At 44.3% G+C, this 19,988-nt stretch carries 16 protein-coding genes; 13 read left to right on the top strand and 3 right to left on the bottom strand.

All coding sequences use genetic code 11. The features are described 5' to 3' along the window. The first annotated feature begins 5 nt into the window (after positions 1 to 5). The 3 genes from ACI882_RS04625 to oppF are packed head-to-tail and all read left to right on the top strand — an operon-like array spanning position 6 to position 2,906. A complete protein-coding gene (locus ACI882_RS04625) occupies positions 6 to 935 on the top strand; it encodes an ABC transporter permease subunit (RefSeq protein WP_411742915.1) in 930 nt (309 codons plus the stop codon). Positions 936 to 948: 13 nt separating this feature from the next. Next, on the top strand, positions 949 to 1,914 hold the full coding sequence (locus ACI882_RS04620) for an oligopeptide/dipeptide ABC transporter ATP-binding protein (protein ID WP_411742914.1): 966 nt from the start codon (positions 949 to 951) through the stop codon (positions 1,912 to 1,914). Then, positions 1,914 to 2,906: a murein tripeptide/oligopeptide ABC transporter ATP binding protein OppF gene (oppF, locus tag ACI882_RS04615; RefSeq protein ID WP_411742913.1), complete on the top strand. Its 993-nt coding sequence runs from the start codon at positions 1,914 to 1,916 to the stop codon at positions 2,904 to 2,906. Before ACI882_RS04620 ends, oppF begins: the two co-directional genes overlap by 1 nt. Positions 2,907 to 3,018: 112 nt before the next feature. On the opposite strand, the gene ACI882_RS04610 is transcribed toward oppF, so the two are convergent. After that, positions 3,019 to 5,046 carry a bifunctional 2',3'-cyclic-nucleotide 2'-phosphodiesterase/3'-nucleotidase gene (locus tag ACI882_RS04610; RefSeq protein WP_411742912.1) on the bottom strand — a complete coding sequence of 676 codons (2,028 nt, stop codon included), beginning with the start codon at positions 5,044 to 5,046 and terminating at the stop codon, positions 3,019 to 3,021. A gap of 183 nt (positions 5,047 to 5,229) precedes the next feature. On the opposite strand from ACI882_RS04610, the gene ACI882_RS04605 reads away from it, so the two are divergent. The 10 genes from ACI882_RS04605 (at position 5,230) to coq7 (ending at position 16,622) form a co-directional block, all read left to right on the top strand. Continuing rightward, complete coding sequence (locus ACI882_RS04605; RefSeq protein WP_411748439.1) at positions 5,230 to 5,403, top strand: hypothetical protein; 174 nt, start codon at positions 5,230 to 5,232, stop codon at positions 5,401 to 5,403. 1 nt (position 5,404) lies between these two features. Beyond that, positions 5,405 to 6,304, top strand: coding sequence for an EamA family transporter RarD (gene rarD / locus ACI882_RS04600; protein ID WP_411742911.1), 900 nt, complete (start codon positions 5,405 to 5,407; stop codon positions 6,302 to 6,304). Positions 6,305 to 6,758: 454 nt separating this feature from the next. Next, complete coding sequence (gene prmA, locus ACI882_RS04595; RefSeq protein ID WP_411742910.1) at positions 6,759 to 7,697, top strand: 50S ribosomal protein L11 methyltransferase; 939 nt, start codon at positions 6,759 to 6,761, stop codon at positions 7,695 to 7,697. Between the two features lie 69 nt (positions 7,698 to 7,766). Next, on the top strand, positions 7,767 to 9,092 hold the full coding sequence (locus ACI882_RS04590) for a DUF3426 domain-containing protein (RefSeq protein WP_411742909.1): 1,326 nt from the start codon (positions 7,767 to 7,769) through the stop codon (positions 9,090 to 9,092). A gap of 244 nt (positions 9,093 to 9,336) precedes the next feature. Then, complete coding sequence (gene dusB, locus ACI882_RS04585) at positions 9,337 to 10,275, top strand: tRNA dihydrouridine synthase DusB (protein ID WP_411742940.1); 939 nt, start codon at positions 9,337 to 9,339, stop codon at positions 10,273 to 10,275. Beyond that, positions 10,272 to 10,571 carry a DNA-binding transcriptional regulator Fis gene (gene fis, locus ACI882_RS04580; RefSeq protein WP_411742908.1) on the top strand — a complete coding sequence of 100 codons (300 nt, stop codon included), beginning with the start codon at positions 10,272 to 10,274 and terminating at the stop codon, positions 10,569 to 10,571. The genes dusB and fis overlap by 4 nt, the downstream gene beginning before the upstream one ends. Positions 10,572 to 10,663: 92 nt before the next feature. Continuing rightward, the gene (gene purH, locus ACI882_RS04575; protein ID WP_411742907.1) at positions 10,664 to 12,259 is read left to right on the top strand and encodes a bifunctional phosphoribosylaminoimidazolecarboxamide formyltransferase/IMP cyclohydrolase; all 1,596 of its coding nucleotides are present in this window, start codon (positions 10,664 to 10,666) and stop codon (positions 12,257 to 12,259) included. Positions 12,260 to 12,273: 14 nt separating this feature from the next. Next, positions 12,274 to 13,554: a phosphoribosylamine--glycine ligase gene (purD, locus tag ACI882_RS04570; protein ID WP_411742906.1), complete on the top strand. Its 1,281-nt coding sequence runs from the start codon at positions 12,274 to 12,276 to the stop codon at positions 13,552 to 13,554. Between the two features lie 115 nt (positions 13,555 to 13,669). Beyond that, the gene (locus ACI882_RS04565; RefSeq protein WP_411742905.1) at positions 13,670 to 16,009 is read left to right on the top strand and encodes a 7TM-DISM domain-containing protein; all 2,340 of its coding nucleotides are present in this window, start codon (positions 13,670 to 13,672) and stop codon (positions 16,007 to 16,009) included. After that, complete coding sequence (gene coq7, locus ACI882_RS04560; protein WP_411742904.1) at positions 15,984 to 16,622, top strand: 2-polyprenyl-3-methyl-6-methoxy-1,4-benzoquinone monooxygenase; 639 nt, start codon at positions 15,984 to 15,986, stop codon at positions 16,620 to 16,622. Before ACI882_RS04565 ends, coq7 begins: the two co-directional genes overlap by 26 nt. Here the strand turns inward: coq7 and ACI882_RS04555 are convergent. Both ACI882_RS04555 and ACI882_RS04550 read right to left on the bottom strand, forming a co-directional pair. Next, positions 16,619 to 18,367, bottom strand: a complete 1,749-nt coding sequence (locus ACI882_RS04555) for a GspE/PulE family protein (RefSeq protein ID WP_411742903.1) — start codon at positions 18,365 to 18,367, stop codon at positions 16,619 to 16,621. The two genes, coq7 and ACI882_RS04555, sit on opposite strands and share 4 nt — an antisense overlap. Further along, positions 18,364 to 19,836: an inorganic triphosphatase gene (locus ACI882_RS04550; protein ID WP_411742902.1), complete on the bottom strand. Its 1,473-nt coding sequence runs from the start codon at positions 19,834 to 19,836 to the stop codon at positions 18,364 to 18,366. The genes ACI882_RS04555 and ACI882_RS04550 overlap by 4 nt, the downstream gene beginning before the upstream one ends. Positions 19,837 to 19,988 lie beyond the last annotated feature (152 nt).

Here is a 19,988-nt window from a genome sequence, read left to right as displayed (position 1 = left end):
AAAAAATGATTGTTAACTCTAAAAAAGTAGAAGAACTCGCTGAGAATATCTTAGACGCGGAAGAGATCGAAGGTCGTTCACTTTGGCGTGACGCGGCGAAACGTTTTTCCCACAATAAGGCCGCGGTTGGTGGTGTTATCACCTTAGCGCTTATATTAATTTTCACCCTAGTTGGACCTAGCTTTGCGCAATGGTCTAATGAAGAAATTGACTGGTCGGTTCTGGGTCAAGTTAAGCAACTTGGCGCGCCTTCGTTCGAAACGGGTCACTATTTCGGCACCGATGATCTTGGTCGCGACCTTTATTCACGGGTTATCCAAGGTACCAGCATCTCATTAAAAGTCGGCATCATTGGCTCCATTGTTGCTGTTGTAGTTGGAACGCTTTATGGCGCAACCGCGGGCTATATAGGTGGCCGTGTAGATAATGCCATGATGCGCTTAGTTGATATATTTATGTCGATCCCCTATATGTTTGTTTTAATCTTATTGCTCGTTGTTTTTGGTCGATCCTTAAACTTACTCTTTGTGGGTATCGGTCTTATTTCTTGGCTTGATATGTCACGTATCGTCCGAGGGCAGACTTTATCGATTAAAAACAAAGAATATATTGAAGCCGCGATTGCAGCTGGGGTTTCAAACTTCACCATTATTTTGCGTCACATCGTACCGAATTTAATTGGTATCGTTATTGTGTATGCATCACTGCTGGTTCCGGGCTTGATTCTCACGGAATCCTTTATTTCCTTCCTTGGTTTAGGTGTTCAAGAGCCAGACACCTCTTGGGGTGCGCTAATCAGTGCGGGCGCTAAATCTATGCAGTACGGCACGTTATGGCAAATAGGGTTTCCATTATTCTTCTTTGTCATCACACTGTTCAGCATGTTCTTCATAGGCGACGGCTTGCGCGATGCGCTAGATCCGAAAGACCGATAACCAGGAGCGAATTATGAGTTTATTAGAAGTTAAGGATCTCGGCGTTCAGTTCCAAACTGGTGATGGTATTGTCAGTGCGGTTAACGGGGTCACGTTTAATTTAGAAAAAGGCAAAACACTCGGTATTGTGGGTGAATCTGGCTCCGGTAAGAGCCAAACGGTATTCTCCATAATGGGATTACTAGCTCAAAACGGCTGGGCAACAGGCAGTGTTAAGTTTGATGGTCTGGAAATTTTAAACCTTCCTGAACAAGGCTTGAATAAAATTCGTGCGCAAAAAATTGCCATGATTTTCCAAGACCCAATGACGTCATTGAATCCCTATCTGAAAGTCAGTGAACAACTGATGGAAGTACTCATTCTGCATAAGGGTATGAATAGACAAGAGGCGCTTGCAGAATCGATTCGTATGCTAGATGCCGTTCGCATTCCTGAAGCCGCCTCGCGTATTCACCTTTACCCACATGAATTTTCAGGTGGTATGCGTCAGCGCGTTATGATCGCAATGGCATTACTATGCCGACCTGAGCTTCTCATTGCTGATGAGCCAACAACGGCTCTCGATGTCACAGTTCAGGCGCAGATCATGGACTTACTTGCTGATCTGCAAAAAGATTTCGGAACCGCAATTATCCTCATTACTCACGATCTTGGCGTAGTCGCAGGTAGCTGTGAAGATACGTTGGTCATGTACGGGGGTAAGGTAATGGAATACGCCCAGACCGATGATCTGTTCAAATCACCATCGCACCCTTACACCAAAGGCTTATTATCCGCGATCCCTCGTTTGGATCACATTGGTGCTGAGCTAAACACGATTCCTGGTAATCCACCGAATATGATGAATATGCCGAAAGGTTGTCCATTTTCTCCACGCTGTGCTCATGCGATGGATCAATGTCACAACGAACCAGCAGCCCTAGTCAATTTTGATGGTACGCGCTTACGTGCTTGCCACAAACCTGTGGAGGAAATCTAATGACGGCGCAAAAAGAAAAACTGTTATCAGTAGATGATCTCAAAGTTTACTTTGATATTTACCCTCCAAACGCTATGCCATGGACAAAACCAGGTGTACTGAAAGCTGTTGACGGCGTAAGTTTCGATTTATACGCAAGCGAAACTTTAGGTATTGTTGGTGAATCTGGTTGCGGAAAAAGCACACTGGCCCGTGCCGTTATTAAAATGGTACCGGCCGAAGCTGGCAAGGTAATGTGGCTCGGCAAAGATCTTCTCAGTGCAAGCAAGCGCGAGATGAAAGCGGCCCGCCGTGATTTACAGATGATATTCCAAGATCCACTCGCGTCCTTAAACCCGCGTATGACGATTGGCGATATTATTTCTGAACCTCTTAAAACACATCACCCAGATTTAAACTCAGCGCAACGAAAGCAGCGAGTGAAAGAAATGTTAATCAAGGTTGGCTTATTACCTAACCAGATTAACCGCTACCCGCATGAATTCTCAGGTGGCCAGTGTCAGCGTATTGGTATTGCCCGTGCACTTATCTTAGAGCCGAAATTAATCATTTGTGATGAGCCCGTTTCAGCACTAGATGTATCCATTCAAGCGCAAATTATTAACTTGCTAATGGAACTGCAAAAGGACATGGGCTTATCGCTCATATTTATTGCCCACGACCTTAGCATTGTTCAACACATTAGTACTCGAGTCATGGTGCTTTATTTAGGGAATGTTTGCGAAATCACCACCAGCGAACAGCTCTACAAAACACCACGGCATCCGTACACTCAAGCGCTAATCTCTGCCGTGCCCGTGCCCGACCCTGAAATTGAACGCAACAAAAAGGTAATTATTTTAGAAGGCGATTTGCCCTCTCCAATGAACCCACCTTCTGGTTGTGTATTTCGAACGCGCTGCCCTAAAGCACAAGATTTATGTGCTCAGAAAAAGCCAGAGCTCATTGATGTAGCAGATCTTCATGAAGTGGCTTGTCACTTTCACGATTAAAGGGTTTTTAAAGCTGCAATTTTTGAGTTACAAGCTTCAAGCTTCAAAAATTTAGCTTTGGATTTATAACTAGAAAGCCAACCCATTTAGGGTTGGCTTTATTTTTGCGAGGTTAGTTTGCTAAGTCTATTTGATAAACGGCAAAACCTAACTCATCGGTGTCTACTTTGGACATTTTACGCTTTTGATTTTCTTCAATAAACGCTGCTGCTTTTTCACTGTCTTGAGTTTTAAAGCGAACATCTAATTTAACGTTTGTTTCAATCGTCTTAAACGTCCAGTTGTGATCTGCACTTGGGTTTACTTTGCCTTCATATTTGCCAGTGGCGACATTCAACTTCGAGGTTTGAGTAATATAGGCTGCTAGCGCTTCGCGGTTTGTATCGGGAAGTTCCAAAATAACATGTTCAGATCCGGTACCTGCAAACTTACCACCAAACGCACGGTAGTTATTTGAAGCAACTATGAATTCTTTCTTAAAGAAATCATTACCTGAGAATACCTTACCATTAGCATCTTTAAAGCTAAGGTTAACAACTCGAGAAGCATCGGCGTTCACCACCTTACAATCACGGTCAAATTTAGTCGGAGCCGTTACATCAAACTGATAAGTTAAGCCATCGATAACATCAAAGTTATAAGTTGGGTGGTTAAAGTTAATCAGGTTTTGAGCTTCTGTTGACTTAGGGTCAATTTGGTTAAATTGATTCGCCGAACATTCAAGCCAATCTTTCAACTCCGCACCTGTGGCTTTAACTGCAACCATAGTATTAGGATACAAGTACAAGTCTGCAGCATTCTTAAAGGTCAATTCACCTTTACTAACTTGAACATACTGATCCGTATCACTGGTAGTGCTGTGACGTCCACCTGCTTTAAACGGAGCAGAAGCCGATAACACAGGCAGGTGCGCAAGATTAGCTGGTAACTTAGCGGTAACGTTTGCAATTTGTGCATCAGACACAATTTGAACGCTAGGATCATCTTGAACCAAGGTCAAAAAGCTATACATATTTGCAGCAGCAACACCGATAGGCTCATTAACGAAAGCCAGTGTACCCTCATGCTCAGTTGCAACAGATTCACGAATGTTCGCATCAGCCTCAACTAAAGGCGTTTTGTTTTTACCGTCGAAAATTGGTAGAGACTTCGTTTGCGCATCGGTTACCTTCCAATTACCTGTAGAGCCTTCCAAGGTTAAATCCACAATACCTAAGTTATCACCCCAACGTCCTGGCATAACCGAAGCAACGCCATTAAGGAGACCCTTCTCAACATCGGTATTAGGTAGGTCGGCATAGCGAGCGGACGGGAAAACAGAGTGACTGTGCCCGAACATGATTGCATCAATACCTTTAACTCGCGTTAGCGAATAAGTAGCATTTTCTGCCATCGGGTCTCCTGGGTTTTCCGAAGAACCGATTCCAGAGTGTGGAATTGCGACAATAATGTCGGCTCCCTTATCTTTCATTTCAGGCACATATTTTTTAGCCGTTTCTAAAATATCAGCTGCGGTTACCTTACCTTCGAGGTTTTGCTTGTCCCACAGTAGTATCTGAGGAGGTACAAAGCCAATATAACCAATTTTCACTACATGCTTATTTCCAGCTCGGTCGACTACTGTTTTTTCCTCGATAACATATGGAGTAAATAAATGCTCACCATTTTTAACACCATTCCAACAGCCATTAGCATCTGCGCAATAAACGTTGGCATTAATGTACTGAAAATCGGCACCAGAAATAGAATTTCTTAAAAAATCCAAACCATAGTTAAACTCGTGATTGCCAATATTACCAACGCTGTAACCAAGCTGATTCATGGCTTTATAGGCCGGATGAACCTGGCCTTCCGTTAGCCCAACTTTCGCCATATAGTCGCCCATTGGGCTACCTTGCAACAAATCACCATTGTCGACCAAAACATAGTTTTTACTTTGCGCTGCGGATTCATGGATAAGTGAGGCAGTACGAGCAAGACCAATCGTCGGGTCTACTTTTCCAGCGTAATAATTGTAATCCATAATATTGGTATGAAGGTCCGTGGTTTCCAACACCCGCAGGTCAACGGTAGCAGCAAAGCTGACAACGCTTACTGCAGTGGTCAAAACCGAGAACATAAAGATAGATTTTTTATACATGAGAGGTCCTATTTTTATAATTAATTAGTACTTTTTAGGCAATAAAGACTAGTTGAAGTATCGACCAGATACTTAACCATAAGGTCAGAATATGCCTAAAAACACCTAAAGTCACACTAAGTTTAATGAAAAATTTATTACAGTATTGGTTTGTTGAATTGACGGACAAAGCAAGGAAAATTAGTGTATAACTGGATTCTTCAAAAGGTTGGCTTCACAATGATGCACCAAGGCTCACAGTTAGATTTAACTACCTTCAATAACCAACTTGCCTGCATTACCAACGACTGTTTGGATGCAACCTCAACCTTCACGAACTATCTAAAAGTCGTGTTTACCTATGGGTCTGTAACTTAGCATGCTTTCTTCCAATCCAAACCCTTCACCCTATATCGGGCTAGTGAGCTCAATTATTGCGTCTTGTTTGTTCGCCCTACTGCCTTGGTACGTTCATTTATATCCGGTGACTGAATATAGCGGCAATGAATTTGCCGCTCATAGAATAATTTGGAGTACCGTGCTGATGGTTTTTGCCCTTAGCGTAGCTCGTCAACTGCCCTTACTGTTTTACCACTTAAAAGATTGGCGTGCATGGCCGCGCGTCATGCTCGGTTCAATGCTCGTCGGCTTACAGTTTTGGTTGTTTCTTTGGGCTCCGGCAAATGGGTTTACCCTTCCACTTGCACTTGGTTACTTTTCTCTTCCCTTAGTATTAGTACTCATAGGTCGTTTCTTTTACAGCGATTCTCTCAATACACTGCAATGGATAGCCGTTTGTCTAGCAGGGTTAGGTGTCGCCTACGCCTACATCATGACAGATGGTCTGTCATGGATAGTTTTAGTCGTTGCATTGGGATACCCGCTGTATTTTGTTTTACGACGGCATTACCCTTTGCCCAGCCATATCGCGTTTTCACTTGATAACTTCTTCTTACTGCCCATTGCCCTAGCTTATCTATATTTTGGCCCAAGCATTCCCGCAAATGTCGACTTTGTACAACCACCGTTAATTTTTTATATCGGTCTTGGCGTGGCAGGCGCAGTACCCATGCTACTGTTCCTATTGGCCTCACGCCGACTCACTATGAGTATGTTTGGCCTAATGAGCTATCTAGAACCGGTATTAGTCTTCATCGTCGGTTGGGCTTTAGGGGAGCGCCTGGAAGCCAATCAATTGCCAACTTATCTGTTTATTGTGATGGCCGTGGTTATGTTGGGGCTTGATGGGGTTAGGAGGGTTAGGAAAAAGACAGTTTAAAAAAGCTGCAAGCTTTCAGCGGCCAGCTGTCAGTGAGAGGTTCAAAGCGGTGCTGTGGTGAGCTTGGGTGGTTAATTTCTATTGCTCGGGAATCTGAGGCATGGATGCCGAAGTTTAGCGGTGCAAGGAGGCACGAAAAGCGACCGAGCAATAGGAATTGACCTCTCTAGCGTTGTTTGTGTGGGCTGCGGGCTGCGGGCTGCGGGCTGCGGGCTGCGGGCTGCGGGCTGCGGGCAAAAATCATAATCAGGAGAACTTATATATAAAACCACTACCAATACTTGCTTTGCACCTATTTTACTTACAACTGGCAGCAATAAACTTGCAGCTTTCCCCCCGCCCATTTTTTTGAACTTACCCAAAGCCCGCAGCCTAAAACCGCCCTAAAAATACCGTGCGGTATCAATTGTTTTTTTCTAGTACAATAGCCGAAAATTTTTTATGAGCAGTTGTTATGCCTTGGTTACAGATCAAAATTCCAACAATGCCGAAATATACCGAAGTACTTGAAGACGCGATGTTACTGGCGGGTTGTACGGCGGTAACGCTGATAGACACCGACGACCAGCCGGTTTTTGAGCCTATTCGGGGCACAACGCCGTTGTGGGAACATACCACACTGCAAGGGCTGTTTGAGGAAGATGTCGATGCGCAACAGCTCGTAGAAACACTTCAGCAACTTATAGAATCTGAACAGCTTAAAACCGGCGAGATCAGTACTGAGATACTGGAAGACAAAGATTGGGAACGCGAATGGATGGATAACTTCCAACCCATCGCCTGTGGCGATCGCTTGTGGATAGTCCCTTCTTGGCGTGATGCACCCGATCAAGAAGCAGTTAACTTACGGCTTGATCCAGGTTTAGCCTTTGGCACGGGTACACACCCTACTACTTTTTTATGCCTGCAATGGTTAAACGACCATATCAAAGGCGATGAGACTGTACTAGATTATGGCTGTGGCTCAGGCATTTTAGGGTTATCAGCGTTGTTGTTGGGCGCTAATCATATGGATGGCATTGATATTGACCCACAAGCCATTACTGCAACAGAAAATAACGCACAAACAAACAACTTAGCGACAGAGCTTTTCCGCGTAACCACCGAAATAAGCGAACTAGCCGAGCAATATGATGTCGTCGTAGCAAACATCTTAGCTGGGCCATTATGCGACATGGCCGAAGCCATTTGTCATCGCCTAAAACCCGATGCACCGCTAGTGCTCTCGGGCATTTTGTCACACCAAGCCGTGAGCGTGGTTGACGCCTACGAACGCTGGATTAGCTTTGATCCGATCAGTGAATTAGACGGCTGGGTGCGTTTAAGTGGCCGAAAACGCCAATCGAAAGGTTTTCAGCCTACCGACAATGGGTTAATCTTAGAGCTTTCTTAAAGTTCGTGCGCTAAGCTTCGGATTTTTATAGGATAATGTTCGTCATGGACGCGAAGGATACGATATAAAATGGCAGAATCATTCATAACCCAATGCCCACATTGTGGCACCTCATTTCGAGTGAGGACAGAACAGTTAGCCGTGGCTAATGGCTCTGTGCGTTGTGGTGCCTGCCTGCAAGTATTTAGCGCGCGCAACCATGTCGTCACCACCTCTATACCGTCACAAACGGCAGGAAAAGCAGCCCCGGTCGCAAAAAGAACAGCGCCTAAACCCGCTATTCCAAAACCGACAGCACCCAAATCGCCAGTACCAAGGCCGACTGCAAAACCTGCCGTTAAACCTAGGCCTAACCCAGCACCTATGCGCAAAGCGCCACCCAAACAAGACACCAGCCGGTTTCCTACCGATACCGATGATGACGCAGAATTCTTATTTGCTGCTGATGACGATGATGATGAATTCTTATTTGCCGCCGACAGTGACGATGACGAATTATTCGATGAAGATGAGCAAAACGACGGCCTCGGTGAGCTATCAGATAGCTTTTTAAATCTGAATAACTCAAACCCGCCACAAAAGAAAGTTGATCATTTTCAATCCGAAACGCATTCGTTAAATAAAGAACTATTCGCTGAAGACGAAGATGATGAAGACGAGAGCTGGGCTGAGTCCATGCTCGAAGAGATCGAAAAAGAAAATGTATCACTAAAGAAGCCTGCCGTTTTCGAATCGCGCAATGTTTCAACTAAACAGAGCCAATCAGAAGCACACAATGCAGCGATGAAACGCTCTGCCCTATTTGTCGACTTAGAGTCTGGCAATACTCAAAGGCCTACAAGCGCCTCACAAGTGGTCAATCAAGCCAGCCAAGAGCTCGACCTAGATTTTCACTTTGAGGAGCGCCTAAGTCGTTTACGCCCGCTTGGATGGCTTGTCGTTGCCCTATTCATTGTCATACTATTTGCGCAATTTGCATGGTTACAGCGAGATACCTACGCCCGAATGGATCAATGGCGGGGTCTATACGCCCAAGCATGCGATGTTATTGGGTGCGAATTACCTGATCAGGTCGATGTCGAGCAAATCCGGACCTCAGTAATTGTTCGAGATCATAAGAACACGGCACTTAAAGATATTAAAATGGTCGATATTGTGCTCACTAACCGTGCTCCGTTTAAGCAACCTTTCCCAGAAATCCTGCTACAGTACTCTGACGTGAACGGTAAAGTAGTCGCTGACCAAAGCTTTTTGCCAACTGATTATTTAAAAGGCGAAATGACCGGTGTAATGACAATGCCTTTGAACACTCGAGTTTATGTCTCTATCCCAATAAAAGCACCGGCTAAGAGCGCCGTTAACTACCAGTTAATTTTAAACCCAATTTCTCAGTAGGCACTAATAAAGTAGTGCTAAGCTATTGAAATTTAAATAATTCTACTGAAACACTGTTCACCGAAGCCTTGTGGCAACGGTGAACAAAAAAGCGCAAAAAAAACCACTCTTTCTGCTTCTCAAGCTTTCAATCAGGGCCAAGACTCGCTATTATTCCGCGCCCTTGAGTTGAGCAAAAAATAAACGATCATACGTGTTTAGCATTGGCCCTTATCAAATAAGTCAACCTACCGTATTAGCACCCATGGCGGGCGTGACGGATCAACCGTTTCGCAAGCTCTGCAAAGCTCAAGGTGCTGGTTTAGTCGTTTCAGAAATGGTTACCAGTGATACTCGGCTGTGGAAAACGAATAAATCTCGTTGGCGCTTAAACCATGACGGCGAGGCCGAGCCTATCAGCATTCAAATTGCCGGCGGCGAAGCGAGCATGCTTGCACATGCCGCGGCACAAAATGTCCAGATAGGTGCTCAGATTATTGACATTAATATGGGCTGTCCTGCTAAAAAGGTCTGCAATAGAGCCGCTGGCTCGGCCCTAATGAAAGATGAAGCGCTGGTTAAAGAAATTTTAACCGCTGTCGTTGCAGCGGTAGATGTACCGGTAACCTTAAAGATTAGAACTGGTTGGTGCACTCAGAGCAAAAACGCACTAACGATAGCAAGAATGGCAGAAGATCTGGGCATACAGATGCTGGCCATTCACGGTAGAACGCGTGACGAAGGCTATAAGGGTGATGCGGAATATAACACCATTGCACAAGTTAAAAGCGCCTTATCTATACCGGTGCTTGCGAATGGCGATATAGATTCGCCAGAAAAAGCCAAACAAGTGGTTACAGACACCAACGTAGACGGTGTCATGATTGGTCGAGCGGCTCAAGGTAACCCTTGGATATTCAACCGCATCAATCATTATTTAGAGTCAGGTATTCTTATTCCAGACCCTAAGCCAAGCGAAGTTTATACAATGTTAAGTGGTCACCTCACAGCATTGCATGAGTTTTATGGCGAATATATGGGCGTTCGAATCGCCCGAAAACATTTAGGTTGGTATTTAAAGGCTCATCAGGCCGACCCAAGTGCAATGAAACAACTTAATCGGTTAGAGACTGCGTCCGAGCAGTTGCTAGCCATCGATACAATTTTTGAACATCTAGAAACATCTAAGGATACTGCTGCATGACTATCGAAATTGTTGCGCCAACAACAGAAACACATGAATCACTTCAACTGCACGCTGCCAGCGAGAACCCACAAACTCTGCGTGACAGCGTAGAAATAGCGATGCGCAATTATTTCGCACATTTAGACGGTCAAGACGTTTGTAACGTGCACCAGATGGTATTAACGGAAGTTGAAGCCCCTATGCTTGAAGCGGTTATGCGTTACTGCCGGGACAATCAAACCAAAGCGTCTCATGTTTTGGGCCTCAATCGAGGCACACTGCGCAAAAAGCTAAAGCAATACGGCTTACTTTAAAGCACAGCACAAAGGCGACTTCGGTCGCCTTTGTTGTTTATAGCACCCTAACTTATTGACCGACTACTCAGAAACTATATTTCGAGGACAAAATGACCCAACCTGTTAACGTAGTGACCCCTAAGCGAGCGCTTATCAGCGTCTCAGATAAAGCCGGCATTGTTGATTTTGCACGTGAGTTACACCAGCGCGGTGTTCGCCTTATCTCAACTGGGGGTACGTTTAAGCTATTGAGCCAACATGATATTCCAGTCACCGAAGTTTCTGATATTACTGGTTTTCCTGAAATGATGGATGGCCGAGTTAAAACACTGCACCCGTTAATTCATGGCGGTATTCTAGGTCGCCGCGGTCAAGATGAAGATGTTATGACGCAGCATAATATTGAGCCGATCGATATGGTCATTGTTAATCTTTACCCTTTTGCAGAAACCATTGCAAAAGAAGACTGCATCTTGGCGGATGCAATTGAAAATATCGATATTGGAGGCCCAACCATGGTTCGTTCTGCAGCTAAGAACCATAAAGATGTCGCCATTGTCGTTAACTCGTCTTCCTACTCTGAATTATTGGCGCAATGGGACGAACTGGGTGGTTTAACTCAAGCAACCCGCTTCAATTTAGCGCGTTTAGCCTTTGAACACACAGCTAAATACGATGGTATGATCGCCAATTACTTAGGCACCATTCCTGCGGAAACCGAATCGAATGCCACTCCAGCACGACGTGAATTCCCCGACACGTTCAACAGCCAGTTTAAGTTAAAAGACATTATGCGCTACGGAGAAAATCCACACCAAAAAGCGGCATTCTATGTTGAAGAGGGTGTCGTTGAGCCGGGTATCTCAACTATTACAACCTTACAAGGCAAAGCCCTTAGCTTTAATAACATTGCCGATACCGATGCAGCTTTAGAGTGTGTAAAAAGCTTTGATGAGCCGGCATGCGTCATTGTTAAGCATGCTAATCCATGCGGCGTCGCAACCGGTAAAAACCTAACAGAAGCCTATCAACGTGCTCTTTCTGTTGATACGACATCGGCTTTCGGTGGCATAATTGCCTTTAACCGTGAGCTGGATACCGATGCTGCCAATGCAATTATAGGTAAGCAGTTTGTTGAAGTTATTATCGCTCCGTCTGTCAGTGCTGAAGCGGCCGCAATTGTGGCTCAAAAGCCCAATGTTCGACTACTCGCATGTGGCCAATGGACAAACCGAGTTCCTGCCTTAGATTACAAGCGCGTCAATGGCGGTTTATTACTGCAAGATCGTGACTTAGGTATGGTCACTGAATCAGATTTAAAAATTGTTACCAAGGTGCAGCCTACGGCCACTCAAATCCAAGATCTGATGTTTGCTTGGAAAGTCGCTAAATTTGTTAAATCGAATGCAATTGTGTATGCAAAAGATGGCCTCAGTACGGGCATCGGCGCAGGACAAATGAGCCGAGTTTACAGCGCCATAATTGCAAACATTAAAGCAAAAGATGAAAATATAGATATCGCAGGTTCTGCAATGGCATCTGAAGCCTTTTTACCGTTCCGCGACAGCTTAGATCAAGCTGCAGAGATAGGTGTTACCGCTGTCATTCAGCCAGGAGGTAGCATGCGTGACGATGAAGTCATTGCCGCTGCAGATGAGCACGGTATCGCCATGGTCTTTACCGGTATGCGTCATTTCCGTCATTAATAAGGAATGTAATAATGAATGTACTAATCTTAGGCAATGGCGGCCGTGAACACGCCCTTGCCTGGAAAACGATCCAATCTCCAAACGTCGATAAGGTGTTTGTTGCACCAGGTAATGCTGGCACTGAAAGCGAGCCCGGCGTGGTCAATGTCGATATCAGCGCAACTGATTTCCCTGCATTAATTGAGTTTGCACAGAAAAACCAAATTAATCTGACCATCGTTGGCCCTGAAGCACCCTTGGTAGAAGGCGTGGTTGATGCATTTGAAGAAGTAGGGCTCACCGTTTTCGGCCCAACTAAGGCTGCTGCGCAATTAGAAGGTTCTAAAGCCTTCACTAAAGACTTTTTGGCTCGTCATAATATACCAACAGCCTTCTACGGCGTATTTACCGAAGAACAGCCTGCTATTGCTTATATTGAAGAAAAAGGCGCGCCCATCGTTGTTAAAGCCGATGGCTTAGCAGCGGGCAAAGGCGTTATTTTGGCGCAAACCAATGCAGAAGCCATAACTGCAGTGAAAGATATGCTCTCGGGTAACAAATTCGGTGATGCCGGTGCCCGTGTTGTCGTTGAACAGTTTTTAACAGGCGAAGAAGCCAGCTTCATCGTCATGGTTGATGGTGAAGACGTGCTAACACTTGCTACCTCGCAAGATCACAAAGCTCGTGATAACGGTGATTTAGGTCCAAATACCGGAGGAATGGGTGCTTACTCCCCTGCTCCTGTTGTCACACCAGAAATTCACGACCGAATCATGAACGAAGTCATTCACCCAACCGTTAAAGGTATGAAAGCTGAAGGTAATCGCTATCGTGGCTTCTTATATGCCGGCATTATGGTTGGAGCAGACAACACACCTTATGTTTTGGAATATAATTGTCGCTTCGGCGACCCTGAAACCCAACCTATTATGATGCGTTTACAATCCGATTTAGCCGCCTTGTGTATTGCTGCTGTGAATGGTGAATTGTCAACAATGGATGCGCAGTGGGATGAACGGGCTGCCGTGGGTGTTGTTATGGCCGCGGGCGGTTATCCATTTGATTATGAAAACGGTAAGCGAATCACCGGCATTCCTGAAGCAGAATTAACCGGCGCTAAGGTTTTTCAAGCGGGAACGGCTAAAACTGACGCTGGTGTTACTGTAACCAATGGCGGTCGTGTTTTATGTGTAACTGCATTAGGAAATACAGTAGCCGAAGCTCAAGAGCGTGCTTACCAAGGCGTCAGTGCGATCCAATGGGATGAAGTCTACTTCAGAACCGATATAGGCCATAAAGCCATAAATCGCTAATTGGACTTAGGCACCATAAAATAGAGCTGTTGCAACACTGTGGCCTATTTTATGGTGTATTTTGCCCACCCATTTTTAGTTATACTGTCGGTTACTTTCTTCCGGTTAGTTTGTCATGATGCGTTCGATAGTTTTAGCATTGTTGTTATTTACGTACTTTGCACTGCCAACTTGGGCCAATACCTTCCAAATCAGTCAAGGGAACATTGATCACAATATATCTGAATATAGTGATTACTTTAGTGACCCGAACGAAGCCTTTTCTTATGTTCAGGTGCAGCAATCTACTTTCGAAAATAAATTCACACCCGTTCATAACGAATATTTGCGCCGAGGAATACTCCAAGAGCCGACTTGGTTACGAATCCGCCTAGCTAACAACACAGGAAAAATACAAAAACTTCATTTAACTTTAGATGGTCCACACATTGATAGGGCCGATCTTTATGTCAGCCATCCTTATGATGTTTTTAAGCGGCAAAGCACTGGTTCAAGCATTGCCTATGAAGACAGGCCCTTCCCTCTTGGCAACTATGTTTTTCCGATTGAACTTTACCCAGGGCACCACGAACTCATTTTATTCATAAAAAGTGCAGAGCCCGCCAATTTAAAACTTAAATTAAGCAATGAAAAAATTGCAATTACACACCTGTCTTCAACTTTATTGTTTCATATTTCAACCATCTCATTTTTATTCATCATGAGCATTGTCGCTCTTTTTAGCCTGATAAAATTTCGAACAATGGTGAGCTTTTGGGGTATGGCACTGAACGTTGGCTTTATACTGAGTATTTCAGGTTGGACAGGAATTATGTCAACTTGGTTTCCAAACTGGACGTTTATTGAAATTCGCGCTGAGAATGTCGGCGCCTTTATTATTCTCGGCACCTATGCTCGGCTCATCTCCGAAATTCGTAGTGAAAGGCATATTACTTGGATAAAAGACGCTCTAAAGTTGTTTGCCTATTTATTGGGCGTTTTTGCTGTATTTGCTGTGATATTACAAAATTTTTTAGCCGCACAAGCTATTGTTGCGCCTGTCGCGACAGTCATGATTGGGTTGTTTTGGATTATCAATCAGCCCAAGAGCCAAACTGAACGCATGCTAATTTTTGGATTTTTTAACCTAGCAATCTACTTTTCAACCACCACACTAGTGATGTCTGGGATATTTCTACTCAGTGAAACAACGTTTTTTATTCTCAGAATCACCTCTATGTTAGCCGTGGCCAGTACTTTGTGGTCGGCTTGGATAATTTCTAGCCATAGATTGGACCGAGTTGCGGTTGAAGGTATGAATATGCCTAATATGCACTGGCCGCTACTACGTAAAATCAACCACGATATTCGCGGTCCCATTAACGGCGTTTTGGGTATGACCGAACTATTACAAGACACTACGCTTTCCGCTCATCAACAGGAATACATTAATACGGTACAGGCTGCTGGCTACTCACTTTTGCGTGAAGCAGATCAGCTACAAAACTTGATACGCATTGGATTAAACCGCATACCTGACAGCGAAGGTGAATTTGATCTCTACGATTTAATTGAAGATACGTTACAGCCATTTTCTCGAGTAGCGCACAACAAAGGTGTGGAACTGGTTCTTGACATCATGCCTGAAATACCAACTTACTATCGTGGTAATGCCCACATTATCGGCCAAGTGCTTTCTAACGTTGTTGAAAATGCCATTCAATACACCGAGCATGGTGAAATCTTAATTCAGATAAAACCTTGGCAACAAAACCGTATTCGCTTTAGCATTACTGACACAGGGCCTGGTATTTCCAAAGATGCCAGAAGCCAGTTGTTTGTATTTCCGAATCAAGACAACATTAACCACTCCTCCGATGTACATATTGGTTTGCCAATTAGTAAATACTTAGTTGGTATTTTGGGTGGCCAACTTACCTTGAGCAGTGAGCTGCGTATGGGTACAACGGTTTGGCTAGACATTCCACTCACCGAGGTTCCGGCGTCTGAATCAACTATGCAACAACCCAGCTTACCGCTTGATAAGTTTCGTTTAATGGTAGTTGACGACAACTTAACCTGCCGCAAGGTGATTGAACATGTGGCACAAAGTTGGCGAATGACGGTACTAAGCATGAGCAATGGTCAATCAGCTCTGGCCAATTTACACAATGAATATCATAAGGGTGAGCCTATTGATATCCTCATTGTTGATCAAAATATGCCATCCATGTCAGGTGTCGAATTAGTTCAACGTATTCGCCAAGACTCTAGTTTAAATAGAGACATTGTTGTGGTGATGATGTCTGGCGCTGATGAAGTCGCCAGCCAAGTTAACGAGAAAGATACGGGTATTAAATACGTGCTCTCTAAACCCGTTTCTGCTCGAGCTTTAAGAGATACGCTCAACTTGGCACACGCTGAAATACTTAAAAACAAAGAGGCTAGAAATGTTAAGAAATCTCACTTTTTCTGATCGGTTCATAAGCCATTTAGATAACGCTCTGAAAACTCTTACGCCAGGGGCAGTGAATGCCAAAGCCCAGCGCCCAGGTCTTGATGAGATCAGCGATCTATCAGAGGATATGCGTAATCATATTGCGGGTTTAATGCGAATAAATCATACCGGAGAGGTTTGCGCCCAAGCGCTCTATCAAGGTCAATCACTAACCGCCAAGTTGCCCGATATTCGTGAAAAAATGGACTTAGCTGCAGAAGAAGAACTTGACCACCTAGCTTGGTGTGAAGCTCGACTTAAAGAGTTAAATGCGCGAACTAGCTTACTAAACCCATTATTTTATGGATTGTCTTATGGAATGGGTGCTGCGGCGGGCTTAGCGGGAGATAAATGGTCGCTGGGGTTTGTCGCTGCGACTGAAGATCAGGTTAGCATGCACTTAGAAGATCATTTGCATCAAATACAAGAACAAGACCCACGCTCTAGTTTGATTATTGAGCAAATGCTAGAAGATGAAGCTAGACATGCGCAATCGGCACTAGACGCTGGCGGCACTGTTTTTCCGAGTGCCGTTAAGTCTTTCATGACGGCTATTTCTCAAGTCATGACCAAAACAACCTACCGAATTTAGCGTGTATCTGGCGTAACTCTCAAAATCTCATCAGCCGTTGTTAAACCAGCGGCTATTTTTCGTGCACCAGAGAGCCTTAAGCTTAACATCCCTTCTTTAATGGCATGCTTACGAAGGGTTTGTGGGTCGCAACCATCATAAATTAGATCAGCCAAAGTGTCGCTCATTTCAAAACTTTCATAGACCCCTGAGCGGCCTAAAAACCCGGTATTTCTGCATTCTAAACAACCCACAGGCCCATACACTTTAGCCGGTTTTTTAGCACTCCAAGGCTTAACGAGTTGTTGCCATGTGCGGTCTTCGAGGGTTTCTTCGGCTTTGCAATGAGGACACAATGTACGAACTAAACGTTGTGCCATCACACCCAATAGCGTGGATTTAATTAAATAACCGGGTACGCCCAAGTCTAGCAGCCGTGTCACCGCCGAAGGCGCATCATTGGTGTGAACCGTAGACAACACTAAATGACCTGTCAACGCGGCTTGAATTGCCATTTGAGCGGTTTCAAGGTCACGTATCTCACCAATCATAATAATATCGGGGTCTTGCCGCATTAACGCTTTGATCCCCGAAGAAAACGTTAAATCTATATTGCCTTGGATTTGCATTTGGTTAAAGGCGGGTTCAATCATTTCAATTGGGTCTTCAATAGTGCAAACGTTGACCTCTGAAGTTGCTAAACTTTTTAACGTGGAATAAAGCGTTGTCGTTTTACCCGACCCGGTCGGCCCTGTGACCAAAATAATGCCATTGGGTTGCTTGATCATAGATTGCCAATGTTGCAAATCTTCATCAAGTAAGCCTAGCTGGTCAAAAGTCTTAAGCAGTACTTCAGGATCAAAAATACGCATAACCAACTTTTCACCAAACGCTGTCGGTAACGTTGATAAACGTAATTCAATTTCTTGCCCATCGGGGGTTTTAGTTTTTACTCGGCCATCTAGCGGCTTGCGCTTTTCGGCTATGTTCATTCGACCAAGAATTTTTAACCGGCTAACAACGGCCTGACCCACTTGAATGGGTAATTGATAGACCGTATGTAAAATGCCATCAATACGAAACCTTATATGAGAATGCTCTCGTCGAGGTTCAATGTGGATATCGGACGCTCTTTGATCAAAAGCATACTGAAACAACCAGTCAACAATATTAACAATGTGTTCATCATTGGCATCAGGTGACTTTAAACTACCTAACTCAATGAGTTGTTCGAAGTTTCCTATGCCTTGGCTACGCCCTTTGCCTTTAGCACCGCTCACTGAGCGATTTAAGGCATAAAACTCTAAACCATAACGTTCAATGTCTTGAGGAACCGCTAACACTTTTTCAATTTTGCGGCGGGTCACTTGCTCTATGGTTTCTTCCCAACCGGTAACCATAGGTTCACTGGTGGCAATTTGTACGGTGGTGTCAGTTTGCTTAAGTGGAAGTAAATGATAGCGCTTAGCGTATTCAAACGACATGATTGAGGCGATTGACTCGACATCAACTTTAAGTGGGTCGATATGAACATAAGGCATACCCAAAGACTCACCTAACCATTCGTAAATTGCAGCCGCGGTTAGTTTTTTACTGGGATCTTTAGCATCTTCTAACTGCATTGCATCTAGCTGATTAACACTGTGCAGATCTGCTGATCGAGATTTAGTCCGAGCCGATTCGAACGTTTTTTCGCTGATTCGGCCCGAAGTTAGTAAGTTATCGAGTAACTCATCTACACGTAACAACCCCGACAGTAACTTCAAGCATGAACCTCTATTTCATCTGCATTGCGAAATAGACGTCCCGCTAACTGCTTTATGTCGCGTAGCAAGACTGGTTTACTGCGAGCCCAACTATGCACACTGGCTTGCTCTTCTAGTGGCAAATCATTTATCCAATCTTTTAATCGAGCCATGACTTCCATCGCAGACAAGCGGGATAAATTATCTTCTAATGCTTCTAGTGGGGCACGTAACTCACCCAATTCTTTACCATAAAAGTGATCAAAATAACGACATAGCATTAATAAGCGATGAACCGCAGGTGTTTGCGCCAACGCATTGCTCACGCTGCCGGCAAAACAATCCATTTGCACTGCATTCATGGCTTTCGATAAATAACGATCTAATCCGTCGACTATGGCTAATTCTGCTTTAGCGCGTTGTTGAACTGTTTGTTCTTGGCGCCACTCACGCCGATGCAACCATGCCGTTAATGACAGCATTCTATGCCCCAACAGCGGGTTTTCTTGTAGCACGGTTATTGCCGATAAGGCTCTTTTGGCTTTGCTTTGCTGCAAGCTGATCGCAAGATTTGCAGGGTCTTCCAATGCATGTTGAGACAGTTCAAAGCAGGCTGGCCACCACGACAAAATGGGTTTCAATGACTGTTCAATCCAATGTATTTGGGCTTTTACGTAAAATTGCTGATCTTCTGGAATAAGATCTTGAAACCATTCAACCTGCGCATCTAAATTGCCTAATGTTAATAGCACATGATTTAAGTACTTCCATTCTCCTGTTGACCAGTAACCTTGCCAGTAACGTTGAATTTTTTCTAGTTCATAACCAAACAGCGCACAAAACGCACTTTCCATGCTTTGCTGTGGCACGATATTCGGTAAAGCCACTGCAACATCAGAATGATCTTGATATAAACGGTAACCTCGCTCTGCTTTAGAAATATCTGATGGCATGATCGCCACAGATTTACTAATTTCTAGTGATAACTCCAATAAATCATTTATATCACCATTTTTAAGCTCTAATTCTAACTCAGAAATTGTATCGGTTTTGTCGCCAACGCTGATGACACCCTGATCGAGCACCAGCTCTATCAGAGACTGACCAAAGTTCACCATCCAACGAGTGCGTTGGAAGTCTGTTTTAAACAGTGGAGTCAACATGGTTACATCGACGCTTTCAGGTAACGCTTTGGCAGGAAATAGACTTAAATCGAGGCTAGGTCCCTGTATCGGATATTCCCATTCATCACGCTTGTGCAATCCACCGACATTATGTCCCTTTGATTTCAAGGTTTGAACGTAGCCAACGGGTAGCTTACGGATGCGAAGTGCCGTGCCCTGGCTTGTCAGTGCTAATTCAGGCGTATCAAAATAGGTATTTTCTAGGGCCGATATATCACTGTCTATCCCTTGCAGCACCGGAACCGCTTTGAAATTGTTGATCGCGTCTGCAGTGATCGATAACTTTAATTCAATTTCTTGTGACATGACTACAGCTCTTTAAATGACGATTTTTATAATTATTGTCAAAACAGTCGATGGCTCAGTGCCACCTTCTATCTGACCACGGGTTATATCTATAAGTTAACCACATTCTACGTGGAAAACTGACATAAAAAAGCCCTCAAACGCACAGAAAT

The organism is Reinekea sp., from assembly GCF_046710285.1.
Lineage (GTDB): Bacteria > Pseudomonadota > Gammaproteobacteria > Pseudomonadales > Natronospirillaceae > Reinekea.
Note: the sequence above shows the minus strand (reverse complement) of the source record. Positions and strands in the feature narration are given on the sequence as shown.